Source organism: Bacillus sp. Xin1 (genome assembly GCF_013314535.1).
GTDB lineage: Bacteria > Bacillota > Bacilli > Bacillales > Bacillaceae_G > Bacillus_A.
Window position 1 is genome coordinate 31,739 of the sequence record NZ_JABUAE010000007.1, and the last position, 15,026, is coordinate 46,764.

Below are 15,026 nucleotides of genomic sequence, written 5' to 3' on the forward strand. Positions count from 1 at the left end.
AAATAAGAAAAATGCGTCTCCACTTATTTTAGAAACGCACCCTTTAGCAAAAGAAGAAATTAATTAATCACCCTAGTCTTATTCCGCAGCAGATGAATGTGTTTTAGTTACATGAACTGACTGTAAGAATACATTCATCTCCCCCACAGAATAAATATATAACTCATGCATCGCGCGCGTACATGCAGTATAAAATAATTTCCGTTCACTTTCTCTGCCATATTTTTTCTTTGATGCATCATAGATGATAACCGCATCAAATTCTACTCCTTTCGATAAATATGACGGGATAATCAAAACACCTGTATCAAACGAACTTGTTTCTTTCTTAATGAGACGAACTTGTAATGATTTTTGTAGTGCAAGATAAGCTTCTTCACTTTCTTCCGCTGTTTTACAAATAACTGCAATTGTTTTGTGACCACTTTGCTTCAACTGTTCGATTTGATCTACAATCTTTTTATGATGTTCCTCTTGATTTTTCACCTCTATTACAATCGGTTGTTCCCCATCACGCTGAAACGGTTCAATTTCATCACCATTCGTAAGTAACTGCTTTGTAAATTCAATGATTTGTTTTGTGGAGCGATAACTACGCGTAAGAACAATTCTCTCACTTGATTCTTCTCCGTACAACGTACTTAACTGCGAAAATTCATTCTCTGACGCGTGCTCGTAAATAGTCTGATTAAAATCACCTAGTATTGTCATTTTTGTATGCGGAAATATTCGTTTCAAAAATGCATATTGAAATGCAGAATAATCTTGCGCTTCATCAATAAATATGTGCTGCACAGATGTATTTTTTTGCAATTCTTCCAGTTGATCTTTTAAATATAAATAAGGTGTTGCATCTTCATATGACACGTAGAAATTTTGTATTTTTTCTATTGTTTCTTTACATATTTCATTCCATCTTTGCGGTAATTTATGTTCTTCTACGAGTTGTTTAGCGAACTGCGGATCTTTAAATAACTGTATATAAAGTGCTGGTGTATGAATAAATTGTAATTTTTTCACACGTCTTTTAAGCGGTTTAAAATGCTCTTTTACAACAATCGCTGCTAGCATCTTCTGTTCCCGCTCAAAATCATCAAACGTACCATTTGAATGTTCTTCTTCTCGTTGCAATTGATGATACACTTTCGCATATGTTTCTTTATCTAATAGCTGTATTTCTTCTTCCACCCACAACTCTTTTCTCGCTATTTTTTCTTGTTTTCTTAACTCTTTTAATAACCACTCAGAAATTAATTTGATTCGATTTGGAATTCGGATTGAAGAATCAAATTCATAAAACTTTTCTTTCATTTGTTCTTTAGAGATTAATACTTCCCCTCTAAATTTTATATCTTTAAATAACATACCTTCTCGTTGTAAATAAGATACATACTGATCTACTACTTCAAGAAAATCAGTGCTTGCTTTATACTTGATTCCTTCTAATCGTGTTTCATAGCTTTTCTCTTCCATTCTTGTCAATACATATTCCATCTGTGTAAATGGATCCTCTAATTCAAATTTCTTATCAATATGACGTGCTAAATATTCTTGGAATGTCGTTTGCTTCATATTGTCTTCACCAAGTTCTGGTAGTACCGTGGAAACATAACTATTAAACATTGAGTTTGGAGAAAAAAGAACGATTTGATCAGCATGTAAAGAATCCCGATATCGATATAATAAATAGGCGACACGCTGAAGTGCTGCCGATGTTTTACCGCTTCCCGCAGCTCCTTGCACAACAAGCAAACGACTTTTCTCATTCCGTATAATTTGATTCTGTTCCTTCTGAATTGTTGAAACAATGCTTTTCATTTGTGTATTTGCGTTATTTCCTAATACTTCTTGCAACAATGTATCACCAATCGTAACACCTGTATCAAACATACTTATAATTTGACCATTTCGAATCATATATTGCCGTTTTAATGTCATGTCACCCGAAATGATATCATGATTCGGTGCTTCATATTTTGCTCTTCCTACCGAATAGTCATAATACAAGCTGGATATAGGAGCCCGCCAATCATAAACAAGAAATTGTTCTGTATTTTCGTCATAAAACGAATGGATTCCAAGATAAATGGCGTCCACACTTTGTTCACCATCTTCTAAAAAGTCTATCCTTCCAAAGTATGGTGATTGCTGTAATCTCTGTAATCCTTTTCGTTGATTATAAGCATGGCGATGACTTTGCTCTCGTTCAGATAATAACTCAGCTTGTTGTTTAATACTTGCTGCCGTCTCTATTGCCTCTTCTGTATTATCAACATTCACAGTTACATCGTCCCAAAAATGTTTTCGAATTTGGACAACATCTTTTGTTACTGCACTTATAGATTGTTCTAACGTATCAATCTGTTTCCCAATCTTTCCAATGACTTTTTCCACACGATGTTGCTCCAGCTTCCACTCTTGACCTGTTTTCTCCATATCGCCACTCCTTATCAACTAATCGTTCTCATGCTCATTGTTTGATACAATAAAAATTTTCAACTAAAAGTTTGACAAACAAGCGAATTTTTTGTTATAATTAAATTGGTTAATTATATAGTTTTTATATCTAGAATAAACAATGAGCGTTTTTCCATTTTAACACATATATATGAAAAATCAATAAAAAGGAGATACAAATTTGTATCTCCTTTTTATTTTGGAAGTCCCACTTCAAATTCTATTATTGATTCTCCACTTTCTCCAATACGTTCTACGCTCACTTTTTCAATTATACATTGCAATACATAAAAAGGCGGTTATCAGTGAAGATGTCTCCCCATCTATTTCCCTTCTCCCCTAAAATATCCATTTAATAACAATATATAATGTGTTAAACGGTTTGTTCTAGAGAAATTTTACGAATAAAGATGCCACTAACCAGGAAGTAAAGCATAATTAGCGCAATGGAAATGATGATAAACGAAGGGATATTCATCAAAACTTCAATTTTTGTAAGTGTCATTTTTAAGCCTGTGTTATAACATACACTTGTTAAGCCTATAAAAAAGATTGAACCAATTGCGCACCCAATCCAGTTAAATCTTTGCTGGAAAATAACAATACCTTGGAAAAGGCTCGCTACCGTAACATAAAGTAAAAACTGCACAAAGAATTGCTCAATTGAACTACCTAACAAGCTGTTACTTTCTGCATGATAAAATAGGCCCGGTAAAAAAAGAATTTGAAGAAACGAAAAGAACGCTGATTGTAAAACAATATAACCAATCGATCCAATAAAAAAATGTAACCTCGTTGCGCCAAAAGAAACAGCTAAGTGAAATAGATCTAACTGTATAAAGAAAGTACTCACTACAACGAAAAATATAACCACAATAGAAGGGTTGTTAATAACATCTTGTAAAAACCCAATTCGTATATCTTTTATATCTATGAAATTCGGTAAACTTTGAATAATGAATGCCAAAGCCCAAAATACGAAAATAGCTTTGTAATGATAATTGATTTGTAATTTCAACTGTTTCATTAACATCTTCACTTTACATCACCATCCGTTATATAAATAAATAATTTTTGAAGCGAAACCCCCTCAATTTCTAAACCTTCACTTTTGATATAATCATAGTCTTTTTCAGATAACTCTCCCCATATAACGCCAATTCCTTTGTTCCCAAAGCATTCTCGATGAACAACATGTTTATTTATCATAAATTCATCCATTTTATCTTTTCGTCCTAATATGTAATGGGCTTGCTGCAAGAAATCTTCAACCGCCGATTGAACAATTACTTGCCCATCCTTCAAAATCAACACATCTTCGACAATATGCGCTACCTCTTCTACTAAATGCGTCGATAAAATAATTGTTCGCGGGTGATCACCGTAATCTTCTAATAAAACGTTATAAAATAAGTCTCGGTGCGCTGCATCTAAACCAGTCGTCGGTTCATCAAAAATCGTAATCGGTGCCCGGCTCGCTAATCCTTTAATGATTCCGACAACAGTTTGCATACCGTGCGATAATCTATGGTACTTTTGATTCATATCCAATTGAAATTTTACCGCGAGCTCCTCTGCGAACGCCCCATCCCAATTTTTATAAAATAGGTTACATAACTTAAAAATCTCTTTCACTTTATAACTCAAATAAACTTCTTCTTTCACCTTTACAAAACAAATATTTTGTAATGCATGACTATTTTCATATACATTTTCACCAAATATAGATACATTGCCTTGGTTTGCGACAATTTGTCCAGTAAGAAGGTGCAATAGCGTCGTTTTCCCTGCCCCATTTCTACCAAGCAAACCATATATTTTATTCTCTTCTAGTGAAAAAGTTAATTCATTTACGGCAATCTTTTTCTTATATTGTTTTGTTAACTTTTCAGTTTTAATTGCAATTGTCATTCTTTCTCCTCCTTAGTTGCCATTTGAATCATTTGAATGAGCTCCTCTTTCGAAATTTCAAGTACTTTTGCTTCTTCCAATACTTTAGGCAAAAATTCATTTTGAAAAGCGCTTTGCCGCTTCTTTAGTACCACTTCCTTTGCACCCTTTGTAACAAACATTCCAATCCCCCTCTTTTTATATAAAATACCTTCATCAACTAACAAATTTACTCCTTTCGCCGCTGTAGCAGGATTAATTTGTAGCATCTTTGCAAATTGGTTTGTTGACGGAACCTTTTCTTCTTCAAGTAGGATCCCTTTTAAAATATCCGATTCAATCGTTTCTGCAATTTGTATGTATATTAATTTATTTTGTTCAAGAGATTGTTTCATATTTTCACCCCCTTCAGGTTCATAGGTTCATTACTTATGTAATTAACCATATCACAAGAATATATTTCCATTCAATATTTTTCCATGATTTCTATCAAAAAAGAGGCATCATACCCTTAAAGGGTGATACCTCTTTATAAAACTCCCTTTCAAAATATACGCATTTTAATCAAAATTAAAAATTTTCATTTTTTATGTTTACAATTATCCACTAATTGTATATAATTACTAACGTAAGAAAAAAATTCTAAAAGGAGGTCGAATGAAATGATGAAATTAAAATTAAATGTTGCATCTGTTTTACAATTAAATACGAATTCGACCACCCTAATGGAGAATTGAAAATCGTTCGGTATTTTCTTTAATTAACAAATTCGCCACAGGAGGTCGTATACTTTCCTGTGGCTTTTTCACGCCCTGCCGCAGGAGAACTATATCCTTCTGTGGCTTTTTTGTGCGATTTTTTAATCTCTAACACTATTTCTTTTCGAAAGGAGCAAATATCCAATGACTTTTCACGTACTATTTTTCAGCATTACAATTCAGCGAAAGCAATTATCTGAAGTCGAAACTATGCACGATCTACACATTGAAAAAGCAATGAGTGATATAAAGGAGCGTCAAACCCCTTATTCTAGTCACCTGTAATTCCTTTACGAAAGGAGGAATTCATTTATGACTTTTCATATTTTCTTTTTTACGATTACTCTTCAGAATGAATCTTTATCTGAAACTGAAATTTTACGTAAACAACAATTAAAAGAGATTATAGACGAAGTAAGAGATCGTAAAAGTTCTTATTATAATCGAATGTATTAAAAAATAATTTTCAAAAGGAGCAATCACCTGATGAAATTTCGAGTATTCTTTTTAACCATTACGATTCATAAAAGTAAATTTTCTGAGTCTGAAATGTTACATGAACAGCAAATCCAAACGATTATGAACAAAACAAAAGAGCGTCAAGTTTCTTATTACAACCATATGTAATAAAAATTTATATACAAAGGAGCAATCACCTAATGAAATTTCGAGTATTCTTTTTAACCATTACGATTCATAAAAATAAATTTTCTGAGTTCGAAATGTTACACGATCAACACATTCAAAACGCTATGGATGAAGTGAAAGAACGTCAACTCCCTTATTGTAGTCACCAATAATTCCTTTACGAAAGGAGGAATTTATTTATGAAATTTCACGTTTTCTTTTTAACGATTACAATTCAAAAGAAGCGATTATCTGAAGCTGAAATTGCGCAAGAACAGCAATATAAAAAGATTATGGATGACATCCGAGATCGTAGAAGCAAATACTATGCACATCTATAATGATCTAACTTAAAATAATGAAAGGAGAAGATTAAAATGTTAATGGTACGCTGCAGGGAAATGATTTGGATTATTGAGAGGGATTCCACATAGTCTAATTTGCATTTAAAAGGCTAATTCTTTCAAAAAAACGAGTAAAAATTATACAATAAAAATGCCTAATTCCCATTTTAAAACTAGGCATTTTTATTGTATTTAAAATCATCATAAAAAAGACACATCACTTAAAAAGCAATGTACCTTTTATGATTCCTATGAATACTTTTTATTTCCGATTATTTCTTTTCATCTTAAATAATCTCACCAAGTTTGAAACAATTGTTTTCGTCACAGCGTAAACTGGTACTGCTAAAATCATTCCAATAATACCAGCGAAATTACCTACACCAAGAATTAATACAATAATTGTTAAAGGATGGATATTCAATTTCGAACTCATTATACGCGGTGAAATGATGTTGCTCTCAAATTGTTGCACGATGGTTACGATAACGATTACCCAAGCTGCTTGCACTGGGGAAACAAACAAAGCAACAATAACTGCTGGCGCCGCCCCAATAAAAGGTCCTAAATTCGGGATAATATTTGTAAATGCCGCTATAATACCTAAAACAAAAGCATAGGGCAAATCAATAATAACATATCCAATAAATGTAAATGCACCGACAAATATACAAACGAGTGCTTGTCCTTGAATATAGGCAGACAATGTTTCTCCTGTTTCTTTTATAATATGAAGTCCTTCTTCACGATACGATTCCGGTAAGAAACTAACAGCCTTCCCTGGAAATGCATGTCCATCTTTAAACATGTAAAACAAGATGAATGGTACTGTAAATACAACTAATGCAACGTTTGTAATAATACCAAATAAAGCCGTTGCACTCGACGTTATCGTGTTTGGTATTTCCTTTAAATACTCAATTGCGTTTTGTTCAATCGTTTCAATCGATACATAATTTTGTGTAGCTAACCATTCAAATAGCCTATGATGCGATAACTCTTGTATGTATACTTTCCCCTCTTTAATATATGTTGGCATATTTTTCACTAAATCCATCAGCTGCTGTGAAACCGTCGGAACGACTACACCAATTGCAATTGCTGTCAATGTAATGATAAAAACATATAACAACAATATCGCTAAACTTCTAGGAACTTTTTTCGCCTCTAAAAACACTAAAACTGGATTAAAGATGAAGTATAAAAACAAGGCGATTAAAATTGGGAAAAATAAAGTTGAAATGAATATGCCAATCGGTTGAAATAAAAATGATATTTTTGTGCAAATAAATATAATTCCTACAACCATTAGCACTTCTAATGTCCAAAAGTGCACTTTCGATTTCAAAAAAACGGCCTCCTTTAAACTAGCACTTCCCTATATTGTATCAAAACACCTGGGAATTTTACACGCTATTTTTTATCTTCAATGTTCCAAAATACGAATAAATACACTACAATGAGATTACATACAAATTTGCAGGGTAAAAGGTGATAAATATGACGCAATGTATCATTTGCAGAAATGAAACGAAAGAACTTAGTGAACAACATGTTATCCCAGAGATTTTATGTGGATACTATATTACAAATTCAATTTGTGACACTTGTTATGAACATCTCATAACAAACGTGGATCGACCATTAATTCGGCATAAACTGATTCAATACAAAATTGAACAAATGAAGCAACAAATTGATTCTCCTCTTTATACGAATGAGTATGGTCAAGAATTAGCTGCAGCAGAAACTGAAGAAGTGGAAACAAATGACGAAATATACTATTCTAATGAGTTAATTATGAAACTATGTAAAAAACATGATATTTCATTACATAATGAAATTTGGAAAGAAGAGCGTGTAACGAAAGTAGCTAGTTCAATTCAACGTGAACTACTTTTAGATAACCGTAAATATAAAATGAGTATCTTAAAAATGGCTTATACATTCGCAGTACAGACAATTGACGGTTATTTTAATGATCCAGATGCAATTGATATTTCTACTATTATATCTAATGTTGACTTTATCGAATTAAAAGAACGAAGCATTGTTCGTGATTTAAGTAAAAGTTCATTGTGGAATACTCTCAATACAACTAGCGATAATCACTATTTTATTTTATTAAGTGATAAAGACGGCTTATTCTGTTTCATCCGTCTATTTGATATTTTTGATGTTGTTGTCCATCTTTCTAGAAAAAAATATCAACTTTCCTCTCCAATTGTTGGAGTGAATGATGTAGAAAAACAAGAATTCTATATTGAGAGTTTAAAACAATACATGGATGAGTTATTTAAACAAAAGAGTACACAAGCTACTCGTGTTTAAAAATAATGAAAGGAAATAACAATGATTATTCCTATTTTACGAAGTTTTAATGAGGAAAAGGCAAAAGAATTTTATATACATTTTCTAGACTTTAAATTAGATTGGGAACACCGCTTTAGTACTGATGCTCCTTTGTATATGCAAGTTTCCTATCTGGATAACATTCTTCACTTATCTGAACATCATGGAGACTGTTGTCCAGGTGCTGCAGTTAGAATTGAAATCTCACAGATCGAACAGTTTCACGATAAATTATTATCCAAACAATATAACTATTCCTGTCCTGGCCTTGAAGTTACCCCTTGGGATGCGAAAGAAATGGAACTATTAGACCCATTTGGTAACAAAGTTATTTTTTACGAATTGAATCATAGTTAAATCACAATTATTCAAAATAAGAACATACGGTCTCCTTTCTTGATGAAAAGACACTATGTTATAATGAATATGAAAAGAACAATACAATCACATAAAACAATTATAAATTGTATATAAATAAAAAAGACTAGTGTGCGGCTACACACCAGTCCATGTAACTTAGCAGATTGGATTGTTCATTTATCCTATTTGTTTCTTACAAACGAGACAACCCACATTCTATTGGCGTAGGTGGGTTGTTATTTTTTGAGCTTATCGATTAAAACGACAACAAACGTTAACAGTGCAACGAGAAATAATCCGCCTTGCAATAATAACGCAATTTCACTCATTCATTATCACCTCCCTTCTAACTGGAGAAGTGATAATTGAACAACCAACCATACCATAAGTTACCTCTTAATTTTACCATATTTTTTAATAGTTTACGATGAAAACCAGCAAGCGAGGAGCTTGCTGGTTTATTCTTTTCTCTCTATTTTTTTAATACATATGCATCCGCTATCATTTCTCCAACAATTTTATCTTTTTGATTCGCCTCATTATTTGATAGAGATAAAAGTGGAAATAATAATTCTGCTACTTTCTAGCTATGTTTACATCACCTATCTTGTTCTATTTTTTCAACAATTGCCTCATAAAATTTTCGTTCATCGTCCACATTTACATGTACGCAATTTACCTTTTTAGTAAACCCATATAATAACTGCGCTGTTAACGGTTCTTTTAATTTTATTTCGAAAGTAGCCGGTTCTTTAATAAATTCCATTACCGTTGCTTCGAATACCTCTTTTTCTTCTTCCTTCGTTAATGCTTCACCTCTATAAAAGGTAATTTCTTCCATTTGAGAAAATGGTACAACAATCTTCCTACCAAATCCGACTTGAATAATCATTTCTGTTTCCGTCATAATATAGGGATTCGTACGAATTGCTTGGATCTCAGCTAAAAAATATAGAATTCCATATATATTTAAAATGAGTAAAATCCAAGCTAAGACCGGATTCCATTGATGAAGTAAATAATGAAATCCAATACTTTCAATTAATATTGCATGAATAAGCATAATATAAAATGGGATTGCCCCAGTCTTTTTATGATACGAAAAAACATACTCGCTTTCTGACATCTTTGTACGCCAAGAGAATAAAGCGTAGTAAAGTAATTTACATTCCGAAACGATTACATTTACTACAGTATTTCTTTTCAATGCAGTATCAAATGCTTTATCAATTGCAAAGGAGAATGATGGATATTCATTTTTATATTGTTTATAACATCGTATAATCTTCGGTAATGCTCTAGCAATCTTATATAGAATAAATAACTCTAAACATAAAAATGCTAGTTCACCTGCAATTAAAATGTATGTCACAAATGAAAACGATTGGAAATAATCGCTCGGAATAATAAATCTTGCTGCAATATAACCCGCTATTACAACTGGAAATAGATGCTTTAAAGAATATCGTTTTCGTATGATAAAGAAATACGTAATAACTGGAATAACAATGAGAAAATCAAATAAAGACCCTAATACCATTTCTTTTGGCACAGCGGGTACAATAGGAAGTGCATATGCGAGATAATTTGATAGTACAATTAAAGCGATAACAGCAATCCATATACTTTTTCTTGTACGTGAAATAGATTCACTCATACAATCCCACCTTTTTATTTAAAAATCTTATGAAGATGATCCTTATAAAATAGAATAGCTCGTTCGTATTCTTTTACACTTTCTAGTTTTACAACAGTTTCAAGCAATAATTTCATTGCTTCTTCATAAGCTTTTACGTTATATTTCGCTATAGAAAGAAAGACTTTCATCACATCATTGTCTGGAAATCGTTTGAGCCCAGCTTCTAGCGTCACAATCGCTTTATCATATTCACCAATGCAACGATATGTACTTCCGAGTCCAATATACGCCCCGCATAATGACTCCCCAGCAAGTCTGTTAGCAATTGCCTGTTCATAGTATGAAGCAGCTTCTGTTTCAAGCCCCATCGCATCATGTGTCCATGCGCATTGGTAGAGGAATTCTGGATTTTCAGTAAGCTTAGCTAATCCAACTAGTATGTCTCTTGACTCTTCGTATTTCTGTTCATTTCGAAGTTGAATCGCTTGCTCAAGTAACTGTTTCACCTACATCTCTCCTTATTTGTTCTAAAATATGTGCTACACCATCATTATCATTACTATTCGTTACATAACATGCCAATTCTTTTAATTCCGAAATCGCATTCCCCATCGCAATTGGATAACCACATTCTTTAAATAAACCGATATCATTCCAATCATCACCAAATGCCATTACTCGTTCTGCACTTATCTCATGCTTTTGACACCAATTTAACACAGCATTCTCTTTCGAAACGTTACGCCCCATAATTTGGATGAGCTGATTTTGATCAGTACAAATTACGTTTACGTTATAAACGACTCAAACTCCCCTCTTCTACACGATTACATAACTGTTCTAACCTATTTACAATCTCTTTCGCCGTTTCGACTTTCCCTTCACATAAAGCAACATTTCCATCTTCTCCAATCACATGATGAATGGCTGCATGTGAATATAACGAATGCGGAGAATTTGCTATCATAAGATTTGCTTTCGCCTGCCTCATTCTTTCACTTGCACGTTGAATTAGCCCTACCTCATTGACATCGCTTTCAAGTTTGAATCCAACTAAAACCGTTTCCGGATCCCATTGTTTAATTTGTTTTAATATTTTAGGCGCTTTTTGAAAATGAATAATTGGTGCTATATCACTTGAAATCTTCCCATTCATATCAAGTACATTTCCATCTTGATCACAAATTTTATCAACGATCCAATCCGATCCAGCAGCTGCCATAATAACTGCATCGATCTTCTCATGTGTAATAATACTCTTCATTTTATCTTGTAAATCAATAATTCCCTCAAATGGATGTAATTCTAATTGGTTATTTATAGCATTCGGCTTTTCAGCAAAATAACCATGTAAGTATATAACATGTGCTCCTTTTGATATCGCTTCTTCAGCAAGCATTCTCCCAATTGTACCTTTTGCTAAATTTGTATGACCGCGTACTTGGTCCCATTTCTCTAAACAGCCACCACTTGTAATTAAAATCTTTTTCCCCTTCATCATAACCATCCCTTACTTATTTTTCGAACGAAACCATTGTACACCAAAGCCAACAATTTCTCGTTGTTTCATTAATCTACACGTTGCATTTCCAACTTTACCAATTGTTACAGCGTTTATTTGCTCAAACTCTTTTCCAATCTTAACAAATATATCAGAATCATAGTCCATTTCATCGAACTCTTTCCATACCCTTGTACCATTTTCTATAATTGGCGCTCCAACTTTTACTAATTCACGTGCTCCTGTACGTATTTCAGATAAATGTACGGATGTGTTAGAATCATAGCCTACACCTAACAACAATACACACCCATCTAAATCATATATTTTCTTTAATGGTGAGTGCTCTCCAAGACTAATGGAAAGGGGATGATCAGCTATAATATCCTCTGCATGTTTCCCCCATGCTGCAAAACTATTTAATGGATGATTACTACGCTTTACATTTGGATATGTTCGAAAACATTCCACCACTTTCCCCATTGCACGTGTAGGAGTTATATCCGGATTAAATGCTGGAACATTGTCTCGAATAATTTGCCACCAATTTTCTGGAACAGGAGGCCTTGCCCAATTTTTTGGATCTGATAAATCTGACGTTTGCGTTGGCATGACAATTGTACCTTCTTCTGTAATTACGTTCATCAACGCTTCAACTACTGAGACTGCTCCACCAGCTACCCAACCAATTGAACTAAGAGAAGAATGGACGATCACTGTCATTCCTTTTTTTAGTCCTAATGTAAGTAAGTCATTTGATATCGTTTCAACTGTATTTGGTAATTGAGTTCCCGCCACTATGTCATGTATCTTCATGATTACTCCCCCGTTTGCTTTATCTCAACTCTTATAAACTTAAATTTTGAACTCACACCTACTATTTTATCATATTTTTCTAAATTTTTAATCTAAACAAACTGAGAGCTCCTAAGAAATTCTGTTCATACTGACTTATGTATCCTAGACAACTGAACCATAGTACCGCTTCATATACACTTGTATTGTTATGGTAAATATTATACAATAAAACCGACTAGTCGGTCTATAAAAAGGAAAATTATGAAAGACTATCACAACCTTGCATAGCGGCAACATACATAAAAGGTCTTTCTGAGTCTATTTTCAGAGGAGATGAAACCATATGTTCAACTGGATCTTTGTATTCAGCATTGCTATACCAGGAATGGGTGCATTTTTCTTATCAAAGATCCAAGATGGAAATATTATTTTACCTAGCAACATTGGTGAAGCCGTTCTAATTGAAGTAATTTTCTCCTTCGGACATGTTATTATGTATTATGGATTCTTTAGAAAAGTTATTGATAAAGAAACGTTTCCACAAATTGAACATCAGCGCCATGGTGCAGGATTAGGAGCCAGATTCCTATATGGTGGAGTTGTTGAAGAAATCATCTTCCGATGGGGTCTTATGTCACTTTTCATCACGTCGATTAGCTTTTTTCATGATGTCACTCAGATTATCGTAATTCTTGGGATTATCCTATCTAGTATTCTATTTGCAATCACTCACTTTCTAGGTGTAAAAGGAATGAAAAAATCAAGATGGCTATATTCTTATGCTGTATTAGGAAATTTGTGGGTAGGTATTTTTTGTGGCTGGCAATTCTGGTCGAACGGTTTAATTTCCGCTATCATTGTTCATATGCTTTTCCATCTATTATTGTATCCTTGTGAACTGTGGTATCGTAAAAAGATAGGGAGTGATGAAACGAACGCTGTAAATATGTAACATTGTAAACAATTGAACATGTATGAACTACCTAAATATGATAAAAGCCCCCTTTTGTATTCACTTTAGAAGGAGGCTTTCAATCGTTTAAAAATAATCAAAAAAGCATGGTGGTGAATCCGGAATTAAATTCTCAAGCACCTCTATCATTTCATGACTTCCTTTTATCCTTCCGATGTCATATAAAAATATAGGACTTTTATAACTTAACAACATTGTTGTTAAGGTTTGAATCGTTAAAGCTACGCCATCAATGTCATTTACTTCTTTCTGATATGTTATTTGTAATTGCTTCTCATGATCCCATTTTAAAATAAAGGTTCCTTTATTCCACTCCAATATAGGATCATCTATATGTAAGACTAATTTTTCTGTTTCTACATTTTTAAATGGATATTGTTCTAGAAAACCAATGACGTCCACAATTCTTCCCATGTAGTAAGGCGCAATTGCCTGTTTGATTTCGCTATCTTCAAGTAAGAAAGCGACTGGTTCATGAACGCATGTCTTTCCTTTCACATAATACACCATCGAAAAATGAGCACTAATGAAATTCCATAACCCTCTTCTCGCCTCTTCATTTAAGTAAATCATTTCTTCTATATAAAATTTTTCCTCAAGGACTCGATAAAATAAGTAGCCATGGGGAATATCTTCATCTGTGTAAAAAATCGCTAATTGCAAATCAATTGTTTCCTCGCGAAATCGTTCTTCCCATGCGAGTGTATTTCGAACCATCGCCCCATTTGTTTTTCTCGCAAAATCATCATAAATTTTTTCTTTTTCTTTACTTTTTAATCCAACTCTCCTTACTCGCCCACTAATGTTGCCACGGTACTTCGGAAGCTGTGTATCTTTAATTTGGTATTCAATGATATCAGAAATAATTTCCCATCCTTTTTTCCGGTAATAAGGGATTGAGTAAGGAAATAAATAAGAAATATACTGTCCATTTTCTCTCATCGTTTTTAAGCTTTCTTTCATTAATGAATTCATTAATCCATGCCCTGCGTACTCTGGATATGTCCCAACTCCAGTAACTCCCCCCATTTCATAAATCACACCATGAATATTGACTTGAAAAGGAAGAACGACAATTTGAGAAATTAATTTATCATGATCAAACCAGCCTAAAGCGGTCCCTGGCTTTAACTGATGGCTTTTCTTTTGCACCATTTTCTCTTCATCATTAATCATTTTTTTAGAAACTTGGAACACGTATTTCATCAAATTTGAAAACTGTTCCACTTCACTTTCTTTAATCGGTCTCATAACCAAACCTTTATAGTACTTCTCATTCATTTTCATATGCTCCTTTGTAACATAAACTAAAATATTATATTCTTTT

The 15,026-nt window shown here is 33.2% G+C and carries 20 protein-coding genes and 2 pseudogenes; 8 read left to right on the forward strand and 14 right to left on the reverse strand.

What is annotated here, in order from left to right:
* Nucleotides 1-78 precede the first annotated feature (78 nt).
* The 5 genes and pseudogenes from helD to HRG09_RS09430 form a co-directional block, all read right to left on the reverse strand.
* Nucleotides 79-2,436 (reverse strand): RNA polymerase recycling motor HelD, encoded by a 2,358-nt coding sequence (gene helD, locus HRG09_RS09415; RefSeq protein WP_174100549.1) that lies wholly within the window; start codon nt 2,434-2,436, stop codon nt 79-81.
* A 215-nt stretch (nt 2,437-2,651) separates the two neighbouring features.
* A pseudogene (locus HRG09_RS28795) lies at nt 2,652-2,741 on the reverse strand (2'-5' RNA ligase family protein); the annotation flags it as partial.
* Nucleotides 2,742-2,830: 89 nt separating this feature from the next.
* Complete coding sequence (locus HRG09_RS09420; RefSeq protein WP_174100663.1) at nt 2,831-3,490, reverse strand: DUF4052 family protein; 660 nt, start codon at nt 3,488-3,490, stop codon at nt 2,831-2,833.
* A gap of 2 nt (nt 3,491-3,492) precedes the next feature.
* Complete coding sequence (locus tag HRG09_RS09425) at nt 3,493-4,368, reverse strand: ABC transporter ATP-binding protein (protein ID WP_174100550.1); 876 nt, start codon at nt 4,366-4,368, stop codon at nt 3,493-3,495.
* Nucleotides 4,365-4,742 (reverse strand): GntR family transcriptional regulator, encoded by a 378-nt coding sequence (locus HRG09_RS09430; protein ID WP_174100551.1) that lies wholly within the window; start codon nt 4,740-4,742, stop codon nt 4,365-4,367. Before HRG09_RS09430 ends, HRG09_RS09425 begins: the two co-directional genes overlap by 4 nt.
* Nucleotides 4,743-5,249: 507 nt before the next feature.
* Between HRG09_RS09430 and HRG09_RS09435 the strand changes: the two genes are divergently transcribed.
* From HRG09_RS09435 to HRG09_RS09455, 5 genes are read left to right on the forward strand one after another with little or no spacing between them, the layout of a single operon-like run.
* On the forward strand, nt 5,250-5,390 hold the full coding sequence (locus tag HRG09_RS09435) for a YrzI family small protein (protein ID WP_174100552.1): 141 nt from the start codon (nt 5,250-5,252) through the stop codon (nt 5,388-5,390).
* Nucleotides 5,391-5,417: 27 nt separating this feature from the next.
* Complete coding sequence (locus tag HRG09_RS09440; protein ID WP_174100553.1) at nt 5,418-5,561, forward strand: YrzI family small protein; 144 nt, start codon at nt 5,418-5,420, stop codon at nt 5,559-5,561.
* A 30-nt stretch (nt 5,562-5,591) separates the two neighbouring features.
* Nucleotides 5,592-5,732, forward strand: coding sequence for a YrzI family small protein (locus HRG09_RS09445; RefSeq protein ID WP_174100554.1), 141 nt, complete (start codon nt 5,592-5,594; stop codon nt 5,730-5,732).
* Between the two features lie 32 nt (nt 5,733-5,764).
* Nucleotides 5,765-5,905 carry a YrzI family small protein gene (locus HRG09_RS09450; RefSeq protein ID WP_174100555.1) on the forward strand — a complete coding sequence of 47 codons (141 nt, stop codon included), beginning with the start codon at nt 5,765-5,767 and terminating at the stop codon, nt 5,903-5,905.
* A gap of 27 nt (nt 5,906-5,932) precedes the next feature.
* The gene (locus tag HRG09_RS09455) at nt 5,933-6,073 is read left to right on the forward strand and encodes a YrzI family small protein (RefSeq protein ID WP_174100556.1); all 141 of its coding nucleotides are present in this window, start codon (nt 5,933-5,935) and stop codon (nt 6,071-6,073) included.
* Between the two features lie 265 nt (nt 6,074-6,338).
* Here HRG09_RS09455 and HRG09_RS09460 read toward each other — a convergent pair whose 3' ends face one another.
* Nucleotides 6,339-7,424 (reverse strand): AI-2E family transporter, encoded by a 1,086-nt coding sequence (locus HRG09_RS09460; protein ID WP_174100557.1) that lies wholly within the window; start codon nt 7,422-7,424, stop codon nt 6,339-6,341.
* A 152-nt stretch (nt 7,425-7,576) separates the two neighbouring features.
* Between HRG09_RS09460 and HRG09_RS09465 the strand changes: the two genes are divergently transcribed.
* Entirely contained in the window at nt 7,577-8,407 is an 831-nt protein-coding gene (locus HRG09_RS09465) for an HNH endonuclease (RefSeq protein ID WP_174100558.1), read from the forward strand.
* Between the two features lie 21 nt (nt 8,408-8,428).
* Nucleotides 8,429-8,785 carry a glyoxalase superfamily protein gene (locus HRG09_RS09470; RefSeq protein ID WP_174100559.1) on the forward strand — a complete coding sequence of 119 codons (357 nt, stop codon included), beginning with the start codon at nt 8,429-8,431 and terminating at the stop codon, nt 8,783-8,785.
* A 239-nt stretch (nt 8,786-9,024) separates the two neighbouring features.
* Here the strand turns inward: HRG09_RS09470 and HRG09_RS28800 are convergent, their stop codons facing one another.
* The 7 genes and pseudogenes from HRG09_RS28800 to HRG09_RS09495 all read right to left on the reverse strand — a co-directional run bounded on the left by HRG09_RS28800 (nt 9,025) and on the right by HRG09_RS09495 (nt 12,744).
* The gene (locus HRG09_RS28800; protein WP_001289320.1) at nt 9,025-9,117 is read right to left on the reverse strand and encodes a putative holin-like toxin; all 93 of its coding nucleotides are present in this window, start codon (nt 9,115-9,117) and stop codon (nt 9,025-9,027) included.
* 143 nt (nt 9,118-9,260) lie between these two features.
* Nucleotides 9,261-9,371: pseudogene (locus HRG09_RS28805) on the reverse strand (alkanesulfonate monooxygenase); the annotation flags it as partial.
* A gap of 15 nt (nt 9,372-9,386) precedes the next feature.
* Nucleotides 9,387-10,445 carry a hypothetical protein gene (locus tag HRG09_RS09475; protein ID WP_174100560.1) on the reverse strand — a complete coding sequence of 353 codons (1,059 nt, stop codon included), beginning with the start codon at nt 10,443-10,445 and terminating at the stop codon, nt 9,387-9,389.
* Between the two features lie 14 nt (nt 10,446-10,459).
* Nucleotides 10,460-10,933, reverse strand: a complete 474-nt coding sequence (locus HRG09_RS09480) for a tetratricopeptide repeat protein (RefSeq protein ID WP_174100561.1) — start codon at nt 10,931-10,933, stop codon at nt 10,460-10,462.
* Nucleotides 10,917-11,210 carry an HAD family hydrolase gene (locus tag HRG09_RS09485; protein ID WP_309232088.1) on the reverse strand — a complete coding sequence of 98 codons (294 nt, stop codon included), beginning with the start codon at nt 11,208-11,210 and terminating at the stop codon, nt 10,917-10,919. Before HRG09_RS09485 ends, HRG09_RS09480 begins: the two co-directional genes overlap by 17 nt.
* A gap of 10 nt (nt 11,211-11,220) precedes the next feature.
* On the reverse strand, nt 11,221-11,934 hold the full coding sequence (locus HRG09_RS09490; protein WP_174100563.1) for a phosphopantothenoylcysteine decarboxylase domain-containing protein: 714 nt from the start codon (nt 11,932-11,934) through the stop codon (nt 11,221-11,223).
* A 3-nt stretch (nt 11,935-11,937) separates the two neighbouring features.
* Complete coding sequence (locus HRG09_RS09495) at nt 11,938-12,744, reverse strand: AAC(3) family N-acetyltransferase (RefSeq protein WP_217447985.1); 807 nt, start codon at nt 12,742-12,744, stop codon at nt 11,938-11,940.
* Between the two features lie 325 nt (nt 12,745-13,069).
* On the opposite strand from HRG09_RS09495, the gene HRG09_RS09500 reads away from it, so the two are divergent.
* Entirely contained in the window at nt 13,070-13,678 is a 609-nt protein-coding gene (locus tag HRG09_RS09500; protein ID WP_174100564.1) for a CPBP family intramembrane glutamic endopeptidase, read from the forward strand.
* An 87-nt stretch (nt 13,679-13,765) separates the two neighbouring features.
* On the opposite strand, the gene HRG09_RS09505 is transcribed toward HRG09_RS09500, so the two are convergent.
* Entirely contained in the window at nt 13,766-14,980 is a 1,215-nt protein-coding gene (locus HRG09_RS09505; protein WP_174100565.1) for a GNAT family N-acetyltransferase, read from the reverse strand.
* Nucleotides 14,981-15,026 lie beyond the last annotated feature (46 nt).

Excerpts from the sequence above, each read along its gene's own strand:
- HRG09_RS09490 (WP_174100563.1), bottom strand. The coding sequence starts at position 11,934 with ATGGTTATGATGAAGGGGAAAAAGATTTTAATTACAAGTGGTGGCTGT.
- HRG09_RS09445 (WP_174100554.1), top strand. The coding sequence starts at position 5,592 with ATGAAATTTCGAGTATTCTTTTTAACCATTACGATTCATAAAAGTAAA.
- HRG09_RS09435 (WP_174100552.1), top strand. The coding sequence starts at position 5,250 with ATGACTTTTCACGTACTATTTTTCAGCATTACAATTCAGCGAAAGCAA.
- HRG09_RS09455 (WP_174100556.1), top strand. The coding sequence starts at position 5,933 with ATGAAATTTCACGTTTTCTTTTTAACGATTACAATTCAAAAGAAGCGA.
- HRG09_RS28800 (WP_001289320.1), bottom strand. The coding sequence starts at position 9,117 with ATGAGTGAAATTGCGTTATTATTGCAAGGCGGATTATTTCTCGTTGCA.
- HRG09_RS09425 (WP_174100550.1), bottom strand. The coding sequence starts at position 4,368 with ATGACAATTGCAATTAAAACTGAAAAGTTAACAAAACAATATAAGAAA.
- HRG09_RS09465 (WP_174100558.1), top strand. The coding sequence starts at position 7,577 with ATGACGCAATGTATCATTTGCAGAAATGAAACGAAAGAACTTAGTGAA.
- HRG09_RS09450 (WP_174100555.1), top strand. The coding sequence starts at position 5,765 with ATGAAATTTCGAGTATTCTTTTTAACCATTACGATTCATAAAAATAAA.
- HRG09_RS09505 (WP_174100565.1), bottom strand. The coding sequence starts at position 14,980 with ATGAATGAGAAGTACTATAAAGGTTTGGTTATGAGACCGATTAAAGAA.
- HRG09_RS09500 (WP_174100564.1), top strand. The coding sequence starts at position 13,070 with ATGTTCAACTGGATCTTTGTATTCAGCATTGCTATACCAGGAATGGGT.
- HRG09_RS09440 (WP_174100553.1), top strand. The coding sequence starts at position 5,418 with ATGACTTTTCATATTTTCTTTTTTACGATTACTCTTCAGAATGAATCT.
- helD (WP_174100549.1), bottom strand. The coding sequence starts at position 2,436 with ATGGAGAAAACAGGTCAAGAGTGGAAGCTGGAGCAACATCGTGTGGAA.
- HRG09_RS09470 (WP_174100559.1), top strand. The coding sequence starts at position 8,429 with ATGATTATTCCTATTTTACGAAGTTTTAATGAGGAAAAGGCAAAAGAA.
- HRG09_RS09420 (WP_174100663.1), bottom strand. The coding sequence starts at position 3,490 with ATGTTAATGAAACAGTTGAAATTACAAATCAATTATCATTACAAAGCT.
- HRG09_RS09495 (WP_217447985.1), bottom strand. The coding sequence starts at position 12,744 with ATGAAGATACATGACATAGTGGCGGGAACTCAATTACCAAATACAGTT.
- HRG09_RS09430 (WP_174100551.1), bottom strand. The coding sequence starts at position 4,742 with ATGAAACAATCTCTTGAACAAAATAAATTAATATACATACAAATTGCA.
- HRG09_RS09475 (WP_174100560.1), bottom strand. The coding sequence starts at position 10,445 with ATGAGTGAATCTATTTCACGTACAAGAAAAAGTATATGGATTGCTGTT.